Source organism: Phycisphaerales bacterium, assembly GCA_016699835.1.
GTDB lineage: Bacteria > Planctomycetota > Phycisphaerae > Phycisphaerales > UBA1924.
In genome coordinates this window covers 1,331,316-1,346,255 of record CP064987.1, presented here as the reverse complement: position 1 = coordinate 1,346,255, position 14,940 = coordinate 1,331,316, and the positions used below count along the sequence as shown (strand labels likewise).

Sequence of the window (14,940 nt, the reverse complement as noted above, 5' to 3'; positions counted from 1 at the left end):
CCTCGACCACCCGTCGATCCAGGATCACCGGGCGTCCATCACCCGGCAACGCCGACGGCACGTCGCGTTCGCACGCACTAAGCGTATCGAGAATCGGCGGGAGAACAAGGGGAGTTGAGGAAGAAATGCGATCCACTCGCCGCCAACGCGCCGGCAACTCCGTGCCGGAGTGCTCCCCGGCAAGCACGCCGACGTGGCACAACGTGCCCGAAAGCACGCGAGCCGAATCGCGTACAATCTCCCGCCGCCGTCACCCCCGGCGGAGCGCACCAGAAACAGCCCAGGGGGGTGGGCATGGTTCGAGTGCGGCATCACGCCGCGAAAGGGATCCGATCAATGCCAAGCGACAAGCCCAGGTGGACGAAGAAGGACCTCCTCAGCCGCCCCGTCAAGCACGTGGACATCACGTCCTTCGACGCGCGACCCGTCATCAAGAGTTACCGCGACATGGCCTTCTCGTCGCGCACCCTCGCCCAGGCCGCCGACATCTACTCCATGATGCTCAAGGACAAGGACTGTGGCGTCATCCTCACCCTCGCCGGCAGCGTCATCTCCGCCGGCCTGAAGAAGGCGGTCGTCACCCTCGTCGAGAACAACATGATCGACGCGATCGTCTCGACCGGCGCCAACATCGTCGACCAGGACTTCTTCGAGGGGCTCGGGTTCAAGCACTACATCGCCCCGGGCAGCCCCGAGGCCCCGCCCGTCGATGATCCCACCCTCCGCGATCTCATGATCGACCGCATCTACGACACCTACATCGACGAGGACGACCTCCGCGACTGCGACGACACGACCAAGAAGGTCTTCGACGCCTTCGCGCCGGGGGCCTACTCCAGCCGCGAGTTCATCGAGGCCATGGGGTCATACCTCGCCAAGCACCACCCCAGGAACGAGAGCCTCGTGAAGTCGTGCTACCTGAAGCGCGTCCCGATCTTCGTCCCCGCCTTCAGCGACTGCTCCGCCGGCTTCGGCATCGTCCTCCACCAGACCGAAGCGATCGAACAGGGCAAGCCCATGGTCGCCATCGACAGCGGCAAGGACTTCCGCGAACTCACCGACATCAAACTGGCGTGCAAGGACACGGGCCTCCTCATGCTCGGCGGCGGCGTCCCCAAGAACTTCGCCCAGGACATCGTCGTCGCCGCCGAACTCCTGAGCGAGCGCAAGGGCGGCAAGGCCCGAGGCGACATCGGCATGCACAAGTACGCCATCCAACTCACCGTCGCCGACTCGCGCGATGGCGCCCTCTCCGGCTCCACCCTCCGCGAGGCCTGCAGTTGGGGCAAGGTCGACGTCGTCCACGAGCAGATGGTCTTCGGCGAACTCTCCGCCCTCTTCCCCATCCTCGCCAGCGACGCCTACCACCGCGCCGAGTGGAAGAAGCGCAAGGGCTTCAAGTTCGCCGACCTCTTCGAGAAGGGCGACGGCACGCCCGACTTCATGAAGGCCACACCCCGCAAGCCCGCCAAGGCTCGCTAATCACCCAACACAGAACGCCACCGACCAACCCCCGAGAGTTCGGGGGTTGTTTCATTGTGTCTTGCGGCGATGTCTGACGTCTGGTAGAGTGCCACGATGCTCTCGCGTCTCTTCGGTCGCAAGTCGACTCCAGACCCCGTGCCTTCCATCCAGATGTGCATGGTTGGTCTGAAATCCCCGGTCTCGGCCAGCGCGGTCAAAGAAGCATGGAACACACTGTTCCCCTCATCGTTGTGCGGCGCAGTCGACACATCGAAAGAAGGCACGATGACATTCCATTGCGAGGGCCAGAGCGTCACCATGGTGGCGATCCCCGCGCCGATACCGGCCCCCGAGATCGATGCCGCGGCCGAGGCGTCGTTCATGTGGCCCGACGCAAAGGAAGCCATGAAGGCCATGCGGGCGCACGCGATTCTCGCCTCGATCCAGGACCAGAAGCCGACTCATGAGAGTGCCGTGCAACTCGCCGTGCTCAACACTCGTCTCGCCGCCTCGTTGTGCTCGTGCGGCTCCGCGGTCGGCGTGTACTGGGGAAGTGCCGCGCTGTTGCACGAGCCAGAGGCCTTCGCCGAGTTCGCCTCAACACTCCTCGAAGACGGCACGCTTCCCGTCATGCTCTGGATCAACATCATGGTCGGCGCAAAAGGTCCAAAGGGACCCTTCAATCTGTCCACGCACGGGATGGGTTCTTTCGGCCACAAAGAGTTCGAGATCCTCGGCTCAACCATGCCCCCCAACGACCTTCGGATGATGATCATGGATGTCATCGGATACGTGCTCGAGAACGGCCCGGTCCTGAAGCACGGCGAGACCTTCGGGCCCGATGAAGACACCGAGTGGAGCGTCGAACACACCACGTCAACGATCACCAAGGGCTTGCCCGTCATCCGGCTTGGGTTCCAATGAACCGGAAATCACCGGCACACGATCCCATTCATATCGCTGTGCCCGTTTCCATCCTGTTGCAATAGTCAGCCGAGTTGCCCCAACAATCACGGGTACGAGGTGATGGATTCGTTCGCAACCCATCTCTGACAGAAACCTCGAGCAAAGGCATCCATAGACTCAAGAGGCGAGCACAACGGACAACGGAGGGCGCCATGGCGAATCGACCCATCCGAACATCAATGACCCACGCCGAATCAGGCAGGGCCCACAAGAACCGAAGTTCCGATCTTCGAGCCTTCACCCTCATCGAACTCCTCGTCGTCATCGCCATCATCGCCCTGCTCATCGGCCTGCTCCTCCCCGCCCTCGCCACGGCAAGGTCCACCGCCCGCGCCACCAAGTGCACGGTCAACGTCCGTTCCGTCACCCAGGTCCTCGCCGCCTACGCCGACGACTTCCGCGAGACCTTCCCACACTGGTCCGCCTGGCAGACCTACCACGGCGACGGCTCCACCAACGAGGACACGCCCGGCCCAGGCTGGGCCGAACTCCTCGAGCCATACATGGGCACGATGGAAGCCTTCACCTGCGCCGCACGCACGAATCCACCGCTCCCCGTCGCGTTCTTCCTCCAGTCACGCTATACCGCCCACCTGCATGGCCAGGTCTTCTATCGCAGCCTGAGACTTCCTCAGGTCTTCACCACCGACGCCTTCGTTATGACCGGCGACGCAACCCACGAATCGCTCCTGCACGAGCCCTACGGCACACCGCACCGCGTCCCCAACATGGATCCCGACGACGCCCGCTGGCAGGCCGTCTTCTACCCAGGCGAGAAGCGGCCCCACATGGGCCTGAGCAATCTCGGCTTCATCGATGGCCACGCCGGACGATTCAAAGAGTTCGACCGCATCCGCATGACCTGGGACGGCCGCGACCACAAGAGTTGGGATCAAGTGCTCCCGCAGTGACGGACGAGCCGCAGGCTTCACGTCCTCGTGGCACAGGCGTCTCGCCTGTGTCTACTTCCTCTTCACCTGCAACAAGATGCGATCTACTCCCCCGAGAACGCCGCGTGAGGGTCCGGCGCGATCGCCTCATTCGTCAGCACCACCTCGACGCGCTGGTTCGCCCGCGCATCCTCGCGGTCATACGCCTTGGGAACAATGCGATCGTTGTCCGCGGCAAGGATCACGCGGATGTTGTTCCGCTTCACGCCGCGATCCATCAGAAACTCCACAACCGCCATCGCGCGGTCCTTGCACAACTGCATCGCCTCGTCGAACGAGTCCGTCTCGAACGGGCTGGAGTTCCCACGAACGTCGATGATCCACCCCTGATCGCGAAGGAATCTCGCCGCGTCCTCCAACTCCACGACCGACGACGCGCGGATCTCCGTCGAGTTGTCATCAAACGGCACCGTCACCGCCACCTTCCGCTTGTCGCCACGCTCGTTCCCAGAGACCTCCTGGTGCTGACCCACAGGGCCGACGGCCTGCCCTAGCCCGCCCGTCCGCTCCAGAATCCGCCGGATGAACGGCTGATCCTCGGCCTTCCTGGAACTCAGATCGAACGGCCTGTTGAACCCCTGGCGCAGCGCGATCACGAAGTCAACCATCCGTGTGTCGGAACTCCCGCCACCCTCGCCCTCGCCGCCCATAGGCCCCGCGGTCTTGGGCGCCATGTTCATCGCGAGCAGAATAACGAAGAAGCCCATGAGCAGCGCGACGTTGTCGGCGAACGAGATCAGCCACTCGGGCGCACCCTCGTGCTCCTCGTGCGCGCCGCCCCCATGACCGCCGCCGTGGCCGCCGCCGCCGCCATGGGACTCCTCGTGATGTTCCTCGTGATCGGACATCGCTTCTGATCCATCCTCGAAACTAGGCGGCCTTCATCTTCAATCGCTGGGCCGTCGGAATAAACGCCATGATCTTGTCCTCGGTGACGCGCGGGTTATCGCCGGCCTGAATCGAGAGAATCGCCTGCAGCATCATCTCACGCCCGAGCATCTCCTCGCTCGAACGCATCCCCAACTTGTCCCCGATCGGACCCGCCACCGCGTTCGCGATCACGGCGCCATACATCGTCGCCACGACGGCGATGGCGAGCGCCTTACCCAACTGCCCGATGTCCGCGCTCGCCAGGTTGCCGAACAAGCCGACCTGACCGACCAGCGTCCCCACCAGCCCGTATCCAGGCCCGTACACCTTGATCAGATCGAAAAACTTCTTCCCCGCCTTGTGACGCTCCTGCATCGCGACCAGCTGCATGCGGCACGTCGACTCGATCACTCCCGGCTCGATCCCGTCGATCGCCATCTTCAGCCCCGCGGAAAGGAACGGATCCTTGATGTTCGCCATCTCGCTCTCGAGCGCCAGGATCCCATCACGCCGCGCCTTCTCGCTCAGCGTGTTCACCAGTTGAAGAACCGCTGCCGGAGACAAACCCTTGTGGAACATGAATCGCTTCATGTATCCGGGAAGCGACAGGATCCGGTCGAGCGGCATGGCCATGAACACGACCGACACCGAGCCGCAACCCACCATCAGCACGCCTTCGAGCGAGAAGAACATCTCGAAGTGCCCGTGCGACACCTCATAGAACACAAAGCCCAGCGCCGAGACGCCGATGAGAACTCCAATCAGGCTGGCGATGTCCAACGTCCCACCTCTTCCGCTCGAGTGAACCCATCGGCGTCCGCCGCGACCCGGCGCGGAGACTCCTGTTCAACTCGATCGGTTGGGCTGGACACGACCTTTGTGCCCGGGAGGTCCCAGGGCATGCCCTGTGGCGACCCTGGGCGCGTTGTGCCGACTGGGAGAGACCTCGCCCATCACGATCGGGCATTATCGGGCGGACTAACGCCCGGCATCACCCGCCTCGCCCGGCTTCACGAACGTGAGCGACGCCCGATCCTTCACCACGCCCGGGAACCGCAGTGCCCGCCCGTGGGCCACGCAGTACACCCCGGGCGCCATGACCCCCGTCGCGAAGATCGACTCCGTCAGGTTCTGCAGCGCGTCCGACCGCTTCATCTCATACGGCCTCATCGCACCCGTCAGAATCACCGGCACCTTGAGCGATGACAACGACGCATGCAGCCGCTCCCCCGTCACGCTCAAGGTGTCCGTACCGTGCAGCACGATCACACCCGCGCACACCCCGGCGGGCGTTCCAGATCCCGGCGACTCGGCCCCAGCCGCCCGCACCGCCTCGATGATCCGCGAGCGATCCTCATCGGTCATGAGCAGGCTGTCCTTGCTCATCAGTTCCACGACGTGGACCTGGGTCCCCTCAAGGCGTAACCGGTTGGTCATACGCCGAACGATCGACCCGCGGTTCTCCATCGTGCCCGACGTTTCGTCAAAGGTCTTTTCGATCGTGCCGCCGGTCGTGATCAGCGTGACGTGTCGCATATGGAGCAGACGGTAGCCCGCACGGCCGACGGGCGGTCCACCAGGCGTCACGCAAAGAGACGCCCGAAATCGGTCCAATACGTTGGATACGTCTTGCCCACACACGCCGGATCCGAGATCGAGACGTTCGGCCTGCGAAGCCCGACCAGCGACAACGCCATCGCCATCCGATGGTCACGATGGGTGTCAAAGACGACAGGCGGCACCCCCACCGAGAGATCCACCCCGCCCGGAGGTGGCGTGATGCTCATCACGTCGTCGTCGCCCGAGACCGGATGCGTGACGCGCACGCCGATCTTCGCGAGTTCCACGCTCAAGGCCGCGATCCGGTCGCTCTCCTTCACGCGCAGCGTCCGCACGCCGCGAACGATGGAGACCCCGCTCGCGAACGCCGCCACCACGGCCAGCGGAACCGCCGAGTCGGGAATGTCATTCACGTCCGCGAGAATCGGACGGATCACCGGCCCACCGGTGACTTCCAGATACGACTCGTCCGCGCTGTCGATGTCGAAGACCATTCCATTGGCGTGCAGCGATCCCGGCGTGCGAACGGTCGCGCCCATGCGCTCGAGAAGTTGCGGGAACCCCGCGTCGCCTTGCAGCGAGTTGTTGGAGACGCCCAGGATCCGCACGCTCGCCCCGGGGACGAGCGCCGCCGCCGCCCAGAAGAACGTCGCCGAACTCGCATCGGGCTCGATATCCAGATCGAATCCGTCGAGGCCGAGTGGCCGCTCGCCGTTGTGCGCCCCCGTCGGTCGGGTCGGACCGACGCGAAGAATCCGTCGATTCTCCGAGAAGAGCACGTTCGCCCCGAGTCGCCCCAACAGCCCCAGCGTCATCGAGATATACGACGCGCTCGCCACCTCGCCCGTCAGGCGCAGCGTCACACCACCCGGAATCCAGGGCCCGATCAAGAGCAACGCCGACGCGAACTGGCTCGACAACGACGAGTCCAGGTCCAGCGTCGGCCAGGGCACGCCGCGAATCGCCGGCGGTGTGATCCGAATCGGCACACACCCCACACGCCCAAGGTACTCGATCCTTGCGCCCACCTTGGACAGCACGTCCGCCAGCGGACCCATCGGCCTCTCACGCAATCGAACGCTCCCGTCCACAACCATCGGCAAGCGCCCCAGTACCGCCGCCCCAGTCAGGAACCGCGCCACCGTCCCCGCGTCGTGCGCGTCGAGCACATTCGACGCCGCTCGCACGACCTCATTCCCCGGGCCGCGGAATCCATCGATGCCGCTCACCCGCAGCACGCCGCTCGCCGAGAGTTCAACCTGGGCCCCCAGTCCACCCACGGCACCCAGCATCGCCTGCCCATCCTCGGCGTCGAAAAGCCCATGCGAGATCGTCGAATCGCCACGCGCGAGCGCTGCGAGCAGAATCGCCCGGTTCGTCAGGCTCTTGGACCCCGGCGGGCGCAGCGATACCTCAAACGCCGACGATCCCGGACGGATCCGAACCGTCGGAATCGACAGAGGCGACTCGAGCCTCGCCAAAGGACTTGTGAACGCCTCCGGCATCATCCAACATCCCGGCCATCACCACGTCCCGCGAGGCGTCAGATTTGACTCCCGGCGAAAAGTGACAACGCGTGCTCTCCAACTCCATGCGCAATCGGTGACGCCGACTGCCGCTCTCTCGATCCTCCAGAAACCAACGCAATTCTCGGCCAGAACCGCCGACACACACAACCCTACGGAATAATCGTCGCCCAGGTCGTGCGATCACGGCCCGATCCAACCATTCGCACCGCAGGCGCGGCCGGTTGATCAGAATCACGTCGGATTCTCGGACGTTGATGAAAGAACCAGTCCGCTGGTTCGAGTCAGCGGCCAGCCCCGTCGGACTCACGCCGGAAGACGGCAACCACATCCTCAACGGGGATCACAAACAAGCGGTTGTCGCCCTCGAAATCAACGGGGACGCCTTGCTTGGGATTGAAGAGCACGCGGTCGTACTGGCGGATCGGATAGTCCGCGTCGCGCTCGACCTGGGCCGAGATCGCCACCACGCGTCCCGTGAGCGTCGGGATCTCGATCTTGTCGGGGAGGTGGATCCCGGACTTGGTCTGCTGCTTGTTCTCGTCCTTGCGAATGAGCACGCGCTTGCCGATTGGCTCGACGGTCTCGAGCGTCTTGGAAGGGCGGGACGAAGAGTCGTTCGACGGATCACGCTTGGACATGGTTGGATCGTAGAGGCGCACGACCTGGGCACGTGAACTATCCTCTGCGGCCGCGTGGCGACGCGCGGCGAGTGGAGGTCCGACGTGCAGCAACTCCGATCGCTCATCCGCGACGTTCCCAACTTCCCAAAGCCCGGCGTGATGTTCAAGGACTTCACACCGATGCTCGCCGACGCCGCGGGACTTGCCCTCGCCGTCGAACTCATGGCCAACCCGTACCGCGGCAAGAACATCGACGTCGTCGTCGGGGCCGAGTCTCGCGGGTTCATCTTCGGGACCGCCGTCGCCCAGGCCCTTTCGGCCGGATTCGTGCCCATCCGCAAAAGCGGAAAACTCCCCTCCGGAGTCCGTGGGATCACCTACGACCTGGAATACGGCACCGACCGCCTGGAGATCCACGCCGACGCCCTGAGGGGTGGGCAGAGAGTCCTGATCGTGGACGACCTCCTAGCGACCGGCGGCACCTTACAAGCCTGCTGCCGACTCGTGAAGGAGAGCACCCCCCCCGTGGAGTTGGTCGGGGTGTCGGTCCTGATTGAACTTACGGCCCTCAAGGGGCGTCCCAAGGTCGAGCCCTTCGCGCCGCTGCATGCCGTTCTGGTGTACTAGGCCCGAAAACTGCTGAAAATTCAGGGTTTTTCGACATGACCAACCCCCCGGTGGTGTTGAACCCATCGCGGTCAACGGCGATTGATTGGACGTTGCGGGTCACCATCCGTGACTAGGGGAGTAATGAAATGTTCCAAAAGTGACACTCCTCAGCCTTTCATCTGAGGAGTGCGAGTCGTTCGTTCTCAACGATTGGGTTTGGGTCAGGTATCGTTGAGAGACTGTCCTAGTTTCAAGTCGTAACCGCGATTAGTTGCGGCGACGACGGCCGGCGACGAGACCGCCGAGGCCGAGGAGGGCCAAGGAAGCCGGGGTCGGGACGGCCTGGATCTGCAGCTGAGCGTTGCTGATGGAGCCCATCAGGACGTTCTGCACAGCGGTCGCGGAAGCGGCCGAGCGGTACCAGATGCCGCGGTTGTTGAGGATGTTGGACATGCCAACATCGATCGTGCGGTCGGTCAGACCGGCCGAACCGACGGAGAAGGCGAAGCGGAAGACGACCACGTCGAGGCCCTGGACGAAGAAGTTATCAAAGTTCTCGTCGAGGGACTGGGGGCCACCGAGCTGACCGATCGACATGATCCCGCCCGGGCCGAAGGTGTTGCCGAGGGTCAGGGTGCCACCGGAGACGTTGCTGGTGGGGTTCTCGAGGGCGCCAGCGGAGCCGAACGGAGCGACGCGGCCGAGGGCCGTCGCGGGGTCACCGGTGTACGCACCGGGGCCACCGACCGGGTAATCGAAGGTCGGGAGCTGGCCCTGCGTGGGCGACCAGGCGGCGAGCGACTCGTCGGCCCAGTTGGCGGCGTTGACGAAACCAGCGATACCGCTGAGGCCGCCCGTGGCGGTCATCGAGACGGCGGCGCCGTTCGCGTCAGCGACGTTGCTGAGCTGAACACGCATCTGGACGCGGACCTGATCGCCGGGCTGGACGACCTGGAGGCCCGTCGCGTACGCGCCACCGTTGACGGAGGCTTCGAACACGAGGTTGGTCGACGCGGCGTTGGCGCTAGCGGCAATGCCGGCCGAAAGGACGAGAGCGGAAACGAACTTCTTCATCTTTCTATCTCCTCACAAGACTCGGGAAAAAATGACTGTCTGAAACCCACACACAGGTCCTCAAGGCGTGGACGCCGCCTGAGGTAGGCCGACTATACCAGCCGCTCTCGATTCTGAAAAGCCCTTTTTGCACAATTTCACCAAAAAACGGCGCTTCTGAGTGGTATCTCAACAAAATCGTATTCTGTTCGGTTTCAAGCAGATTCCCCAAGTTTCCTCAATTACCAGTAAAACCACTTGGAAGCCCGACTCGGACGCGGGCATTCCCCCGCAAACGCCAAACGCGCGGCAATTGCGCGTTCAACAACAACGCATCCTCACAAAGATTTGGATATCGCCGGCGCGCGTCGGCACACGCGCGTCGGCCACTCGGTCACGGATTCCCAGTGCACGTGTGCGGTGATCAACCGACTCGCGCGTCAGCGTCTGCGGCGACGGCCTCGCGCGAACGCGCCCGCGATCAGCGCGAGCGAAACAACACCCGGCGCCGGCACGGTGATCGTCGCCGACAGAATGTCCGACGCGGTGATCGGCGCGTTGAGCGCCGTGCCGAGCGCGCTCGTGTACCAGCGCGAGCGCGATGAGACGATCGTCGAGATCGAGACTGTCGCCACCAGTGTGCGTGCGGTGTTGTCCGGCGAGAGCGCGAATCCATACCGGAACATCGTCGGATTCAGACTCGTGCTGTAACTGCTCGGCGGCGTGGCAAGGCTCAACGGATTCTGCCCGATGGCGACTCCCCAACTCAACGACGCCGGTGGATTGTACTTGGATCCAGCGAATCTCAGCGTGTCGCCGACGACCTGAGACATGAGCAGTCCACTCGCCGACGCACTTCCCATTCCCGCCGCGGCGAAGGGATTGACGCGCCCATAGAGCATCGAGTCCTCGTCCACGCCCATGCCCTCGGGGGAGAGCGGCGCAACGACGTCGCCCGAAGTCCACGGCGAGAGCGTTGGCATGAAGGAGACTCCCGCGAGCCCCATCACCGTGCCGCCGCTCCCCTGGACATACTCGCAGCGGACGCGGATATCGATGAAATCGAGGGGTGACGCGACGAGATCACGCGCCCAGGTCGTTCCGCCATCGCGCGAGGCCTCAAAGACGAGACGGCTCGTTTGGGCGAAGACGCTGCTCGCAAGCCCGACCACGGCGAGAATGGGAGTGATCCGATCCATGGAGTGGGTGCCTTTATCGTGGAGTCGTTCGCGACCGCCGGCGAGCGGCCAAGAGTCCCGCGAAGGCCAGCACACCAAGCGCACCCGGCGCCGGCACGCCGATAATCGCCGGCACGATCGAGTCCTGAATGATCGGCGCGTCGACGAACGATCCCTGGTCGGTTGTGTACCAGCGGGCGCGCGCGTTGAGGATCGATTCGAGGGGTGTCGTGGCGATGTGCAACGACGACCCGGACCCCATCGTGAATCCGAACTTGAAGACGAGCGGCGTCGATGTGCTCGAGTACGACTCCGGCGGATTGGTGATGAAGCGCGGGTTTTGCACGATGGCCACGCCCCACGACAGATTCGCCGTCATCGTGGTGGCGCGAGATCCCGCGAACCGCAGCGTGTTCCCGGTGTCCACATGGTGAGTCAATGTCCCCGACAGCGAGGACGGCCCTTGCCCCGCGACCGCGAAGGGAAGCAGGCGGCCGAACTGCCCGGACTCGTTCGACACCCCGGTGCCGTTCGCCGAGAGCGGCGCCACGGCCTCACTCAATGAGTAGCCGGTCACGACCGGTTGAAAGGTGAGGCCCGCGAGACCCATCGTGGTCAACCCACTGTTCCCCGGGATGAACTCGGCACGCACACGGACCTGAACGACCGTCCCCGGCGGAGGGTCGGTGATCGTGCTCCAGTTCGCACCGTTGTCCGCTGACGCCTCGAAGACCAGCCGCGTCTGCTGCGCGACCGCGTTCGAGGCGATGGTGATCGCGATGCCGGCAGCAAGGGCAATTCGGATGGTGGAGTGGGTGGCGCGCATGGGTGGTTCCTGTATGAGAAACGGACAGGCCCCCCACAAAAAGGAAAAACCCCCCTCACCGTGAGATGAGGGGGGCGAGTCTGAACGGTCGATTCAGCGTTGGGATGAACCCGCGGCTGGTTCGTTCTTAGCGGCGGCGACGGCCGGCGACGAGACCGCCGAGGCCGAGCAGCGCCAAGGACGCCGGAGCCGGGACGATGCTGATCGTCGCGGGGACGATGTCGCTCGCGGCGATGGTGGCGTTGAGGGCCGTGCCGAGAGCCGAGGTGTACCAGCGGCCGCGGGTGCTGACGATCGTCGAGAGCGGGGCCGTGGCGACGAGGTCACGAGCGGTGGCATCGCTGCCGAGCGTGAAGCCGAAGCGGAAGATCAGCGGGTTGCTGCTGTTGGAGTACGACTCCGGGGGGTTGGCGAGGCTCTGGGGGTTCTGGCCGATCGCGACGCCCCAGGCGAGGTTGGTCGTCGCGGTGGTGTTCTTGGAACCCGCGAAGCGGAGGGTGTTGCCGCCGTCCACGAAGGAGGTCAGCACGCCCGAGGCCGAAGCGGAACCCTGGCCGGCGGCGGCGAAGGGAAGGATGCGGCCGAACTCGCTGGACGCGGCGGCGACGCCGGCGCCATCAGCGGAGAGGGCGGCGACCGTGTCGCCCGCGCCCCAGTTGCTCACCGTCGGCTGGAAGGTGATGCCCGCGAGGCCCATCTGGGTGCCACCGGCGCCCTGGACGTACTCGGCGCGGACGCGAACCTGGATGTTCTGGCCGGGGGCGGCGGTGAGATTCGAGGTCCACGTCGCGCCCGCGTCATTCGTGGCTTCGAAGACGAGGCGGGTGGACTGCGCCTGAGCGGCAGCAGCGAGGCCGGCGGCAGCAACGATAGCGAAAGCATACTTCATGGACAGTCTCCTCACGACTCTTGGCGGGTTGACCCAACCCACACGTTTTGTTGAGAACGAACGACTCGTTCCTGACCCACTAGGAATGTGCGCCAAGTTCTGGAATATGCCAGCAAAATGGAGATTTTCTTTTGACAATTGTGCAGATTTTTGGATGACCCCCCTCAGAAACGCTAAAAACGCGGGTTTGGCCCGCGTTTCGTTCGGAATGCGATTGGTAGAAACGGCTATTCCTCGCGTTCTAGGACGTTCATCCAGCGCGCGGTACGAACTCCGGGCCGAGTGATCGAGTCACGGAACCCTTGCACACTGGGGGTTTAGGAAAGTTTGAGACCCAGGGCGGCACGCTTGGCGTCCCACTCGGCCTGCTCGCGCCGATTCTCCGAGGCCAGGTGCCCGGCCCCGCCGGCTATGGCGTCCTTCAGGGCATCAACTTCAAGACGGCTGAGGCTCAAAGACTCGAAGTCGTAATCCCGCCAGGCGGCCATGGTTATGGGAACAATCGGCTCAAGAAGAGCGTGCATCGCCCGGGCGTACTCGCGGATCTCATACTGGGCGTGCGAGTCCATCCTTAAGGAAAGGAACCGGAGCGTGTTGTGAAGGTCGCACTTCCAGTACCACTCGGTGTAGACGTTGACGGGCAGACCCATGCGGGCGAGTTCGCGGGAGACGCCCCGTTCAGTGAAGTTGAGGTATTTCTGGTAGGAGGCCTCGACTTCATTCAGGAAGGAGATGAACTCCTGGGCCGTCTGAGATTCGTTAGGTACGGCGATGTCGAGCCGGTCTTCGCCCCCCTGGCGGTTGGACTGGGACTGCTTGCGGACGGCATCCACGGTGGGGATATAGAAGCGATCGGGGACGATCGAATATCGGGCTGAGTACTCGTTGACGTTGGCCGTCCGATGGCGGATCCACTGGCGGGCGATGAAGATGGGCATCGCGACGTGGAACTTGAGTTCGACCATCTCGAATGGGGTTGTGTGGCGATGACGTAATAGGTAGCGGATGAGGCCCTGATCTTCGGAGACCTTTTTGGTGCCTTGACCGTACGAAACCCGAGCGGCCTGGACGATGGCGGAATCGGCGGTCTGGCCCTGGGGGACCAACCTGGGCATGGCGTCGACAAGGGCGACAAAGCCGTGGTCGAGGACCTTGGCCTCGAGGCGGGCGGCCCCGTTCAAGACGTCGACAAGAGGTGACTCGGGGGTCACATGTGTGATGGCGATTGGGGCGGGAGCATCCGTGGCCTTGGTGGTCATGCCGATAGGGTACCGGGCGGGGCGAACGCCGGCGTGCGGATGGCCGATTGAAGTTCACGAGATTTCGATTTGGACGCAAACCTGACCATCACGCTGGCGGCGACGACCCCCGAGGGTGAGTGGTATCTCGGGATCGGGGATCCAACGGTGTGGGGGTGGTTGTCGACGGCGATGTACTTCGTGACGGCGTGGCTGTGCTGGCGTGCGTGGCGACGCGAAAGGGCGGAGCAGGGGCGTGACCGAGGTGGACTCAAGCCTGAGTTCTGGGCGGTACTCGGCGTGCTGGTGCTGCTCCTGGGGATCAACAAGCAGTTGGATTTGCAGACGTGGATGACGTCGGTGGCGCGGAAGGCGGCGAAGTCGGAGGGGTGGTACAAGCGCCGGCATGAGGTGCAACTGGTTTTTCTTGCGGTGATGGGGATTGCGGGTGTGGGTGGCGTGGGTGTGGTGGCGTGGAGTCTGAGGCGGGTGTGGCGGAGGTACTGGCTGGGCGTGGCGGGTATGGCGGCGCTGCTCGCGTATGTGGCGCTGCGGGCGTCGTCGTTTCATCGTTTGGATGATGTGTTGCTGCGGCTGCCGGTGGTGGAGCGGTTCTTCAGCCGGGGGCTGGAGTCGATGGCGGTGGGGACGGTGGGGTTTGCCGCGTGGTGGGCGAGGAAGACGAACGCGGAGGAAGACGGAGGGTGAGGGGAGGGAGACGGAGGGGAGTTGGGTTGGGTTGTGGTGGTGTGTGTGGAGAGGATGAAGGAGGAGAAGACCCCTCGCGGAGCGAGGGGGTACCCAGGAGCGGTGTCTCGCGTTGGCGCGAGATCACTTGTCGCTGACTCACGCACGCAACGTTCTGGCGAGATCTCAGAACAATGTTCTCCCTCGTGTCCTCTTCTTTCCTCCGCGTCCTCTGCGTTCGCCTTCCGGTCAGGCGTTGCGTGTCGAGTGGACCGAGAGTCTGCGGCGAGATGTGCCGATTGTTTCGGGACGTGGGACTGTCTGTCATCCTGGCACGCTGGCAGTCGTTGCGGGCGCGGGTGGCACACGGTGTGTGCGTTGTGGCGTCGGGAAGGCGATCGGCGTGCCTGCGAGAGGGCTGAGGTGGTGTGGCATGGGCTTTGTTTCTGGTCATGCGTGGCCGCGGTGGTGCGGCCGAGTCTGAACTTTGAACATTGTCGC

At 64.0% G+C, this 14,940-nt stretch carries 15 protein-coding genes; 5 read left to right on the top strand and 10 right to left on the bottom strand.

The annotated features are described in order from the left end of the window. Positions 1-336: 336 nt before the first annotated feature. From IPK69_05590 to IPK69_05580, 3 genes are all read left to right on the top strand, one after another. Complete coding sequence (locus IPK69_05590; protein ID QQS10091.1) at positions 337-1,482, top strand: deoxyhypusine synthase; 1,146 nt, start codon at positions 337-339, stop codon at positions 1,480-1,482. A 267-nt stretch (positions 1,483-1,749) separates the two neighbouring features. After that, on the top strand, positions 1,750-2,388 hold the full coding sequence (locus IPK69_05585; protein ID QQS10090.1) for a DUF4261 domain-containing protein: 639 nt from the start codon (positions 1,750-1,752) through the stop codon (positions 2,386-2,388). 221 nt (positions 2,389-2,609) lie between these two features. After that, positions 2,610-3,341 (top strand): prepilin-type N-terminal cleavage/methylation domain-containing protein, encoded by a 732-nt coding sequence (locus IPK69_05580; GenBank protein QQS10430.1) that lies wholly within the window; start codon positions 2,610-2,612, stop codon positions 3,339-3,341. Between the two features lie 83 nt (positions 3,342-3,424). Here IPK69_05580 and IPK69_05575 read toward each other — a convergent pair whose 3' ends face one another. From IPK69_05575 to IPK69_05555, 5 genes are all read right to left on the bottom strand, one after another. After that, on the bottom strand, positions 3,425-4,228 hold the full coding sequence (locus tag IPK69_05575; GenBank protein ID QQS10089.1) for an OmpA family protein: 804 nt from the start codon (positions 4,226-4,228) through the stop codon (positions 3,425-3,427). Positions 4,229-4,250: 22 nt separating this feature from the next. After that, positions 4,251-5,030 carry a MotA/TolQ/ExbB proton channel family protein gene (locus tag IPK69_05570; protein QQS10088.1) on the bottom strand — a complete coding sequence of 260 codons (780 nt, stop codon included), beginning with the start codon at positions 5,028-5,030 and terminating at the stop codon, positions 4,251-4,253. Positions 5,031-5,228: 198 nt separating this feature from the next. Further along, positions 5,229-5,786 carry an asparaginase gene (locus IPK69_05565; GenBank protein ID QQS10087.1) on the bottom strand — a complete coding sequence of 186 codons (558 nt, stop codon included), beginning with the start codon at positions 5,784-5,786 and terminating at the stop codon, positions 5,229-5,231. 47 nt (positions 5,787-5,833) lie between these two features. Beyond that, positions 5,834-7,318 carry a 3-phosphoshikimate 1-carboxyvinyltransferase gene (aroA, locus tag IPK69_05560; GenBank protein ID QQS10086.1) on the bottom strand — a complete coding sequence of 495 codons (1,485 nt, stop codon included), beginning with the start codon at positions 7,316-7,318 and terminating at the stop codon, positions 5,834-5,836. 302 nt (positions 7,319-7,620) lie between these two features. Then, positions 7,621-7,977 carry a co-chaperone GroES gene (locus tag IPK69_05555; protein QQS10085.1) on the bottom strand — a complete coding sequence of 119 codons (357 nt, stop codon included), beginning with the start codon at positions 7,975-7,977 and terminating at the stop codon, positions 7,621-7,623. Positions 7,978-8,061: 84 nt separating this feature from the next. On the opposite strand from IPK69_05555, the gene IPK69_05550 reads away from it, so the two are divergent. Further along, on the top strand, positions 8,062-8,586 hold the full coding sequence (locus IPK69_05550; GenBank protein QQS10084.1) for an adenine phosphoribosyltransferase: 525 nt from the start codon (positions 8,062-8,064) through the stop codon (positions 8,584-8,586). A gap of 249 nt (positions 8,587-8,835) precedes the next feature. Here IPK69_05550 and IPK69_05545 read toward each other — a convergent pair whose 3' ends face one another. The 5 genes from IPK69_05545 to IPK69_05525 all read right to left on the bottom strand — a co-directional run bounded on the left by IPK69_05545 (position 8,836) and on the right by IPK69_05525 (position 13,773). Continuing rightward, positions 8,836-9,642 carry a PEP-CTERM sorting domain-containing protein gene (locus IPK69_05545; protein ID QQS10083.1) on the bottom strand — a complete coding sequence of 269 codons (807 nt, stop codon included), beginning with the start codon at positions 9,640-9,642 and terminating at the stop codon, positions 8,836-8,838. Positions 9,643-10,061: 419 nt separating this feature from the next. Then, a complete protein-coding gene (locus IPK69_05540; GenBank protein QQS10082.1) occupies positions 10,062-10,820 on the bottom strand; it encodes a hypothetical protein in 759 nt (252 codons plus the stop codon). Between the two features lie 13 nt (positions 10,821-10,833). Next, positions 10,834-11,625 carry a hypothetical protein gene (locus IPK69_05535; GenBank protein QQS10081.1) on the bottom strand — a complete coding sequence of 264 codons (792 nt, stop codon included), beginning with the start codon at positions 11,623-11,625 and terminating at the stop codon, positions 10,834-10,836. Between the two features lie 127 nt (positions 11,626-11,752). Further along, entirely contained in the window at positions 11,753-12,514 is a 762-nt protein-coding gene (locus IPK69_05530) for a PEP-CTERM sorting domain-containing protein (GenBank protein ID QQS10080.1), read from the bottom strand. A 317-nt stretch (positions 12,515-12,831) separates the two neighbouring features. Beyond that, complete coding sequence (locus IPK69_05525; protein QQS10079.1) at positions 12,832-13,773, bottom strand: FAD-dependent thymidylate synthase; 942 nt, start codon at positions 13,771-13,773, stop codon at positions 12,832-12,834. Between the two features lie 69 nt (positions 13,774-13,842). Here IPK69_05525 and IPK69_05520 point away from each other — a divergent pair, with 69 nt between their 5' ends. Then, positions 13,843-14,460, top strand: a complete 618-nt coding sequence (locus IPK69_05520; protein ID QQS10078.1) for a hypothetical protein — start codon at positions 13,843-13,845, stop codon at positions 14,458-14,460. Positions 14,461-14,940: the final 480 nt, after the last annotated feature.

Excerpts from the sequence above, each read along its gene's own strand:
- IPK69_05590 (QQS10091.1), top strand. The coding sequence starts at position 337 with ATGCCAAGCGACAAGCCCAGGTGGACGAAGAAGGACCTCCTCAGCCGC.
- IPK69_05585 (QQS10090.1), top strand. The coding sequence starts at position 1,750 with ATGACATTCCATTGCGAGGGCCAGAGCGTCACCATGGTGGCGATCCCC.
- IPK69_05580 (QQS10430.1), top strand. The coding sequence starts at position 2,610 with ATGACCCACGCCGAATCAGGCAGGGCCCACAAGAACCGAAGTTCCGAT.
- IPK69_05575 (QQS10089.1), bottom strand. The coding sequence starts at position 4,228 with ATGTCCGATCACGAGGAACATCACGAGGAGTCCCATGGCGGCGGCGGC.
- IPK69_05565 (QQS10087.1), bottom strand. The coding sequence starts at position 5,786 with ATGCGACACGTCACGCTGATCACGACCGGCGGCACGATCGAAAAGACC.
- aroA (QQS10086.1), bottom strand. The coding sequence starts at position 7,318 with ATGATGCCGGAGGCGTTCACAAGTCCTTTGGCGAGGCTCGAGTCGCCT.
- IPK69_05555 (QQS10085.1), bottom strand. The coding sequence starts at position 7,977 with ATGTCCAAGCGTGATCCGTCGAACGACTCTTCGTCCCGCCCTTCCAAG.
- IPK69_05545 (QQS10083.1), bottom strand. The coding sequence starts at position 9,642 with ATGAAGAAGTTCGTTTCCGCTCTCGTCCTTTCGGCCGGCATTGCCGCT.
- IPK69_05540 (QQS10082.1), bottom strand. The coding sequence starts at position 10,820 with ATGGATCGGATCACTCCCATTCTCGCCGTGGTCGGGCTTGCGAGCAGC.
- IPK69_05535 (QQS10081.1), bottom strand. The coding sequence starts at position 11,625 with ATGCGCGCCACCCACTCCACCATCCGAATTGCCCTTGCTGCCGGCATC.
- IPK69_05530 (QQS10080.1), bottom strand. The coding sequence starts at position 12,514 with ATGAAGTATGCTTTCGCTATCGTTGCTGCCGCCGGCCTCGCTGCTGCC.
- IPK69_05525 (QQS10079.1), bottom strand. The coding sequence starts at position 13,773 with ATGACCACCAAGGCCACGGATGCTCCCGCCCCAATCGCCATCACACAT.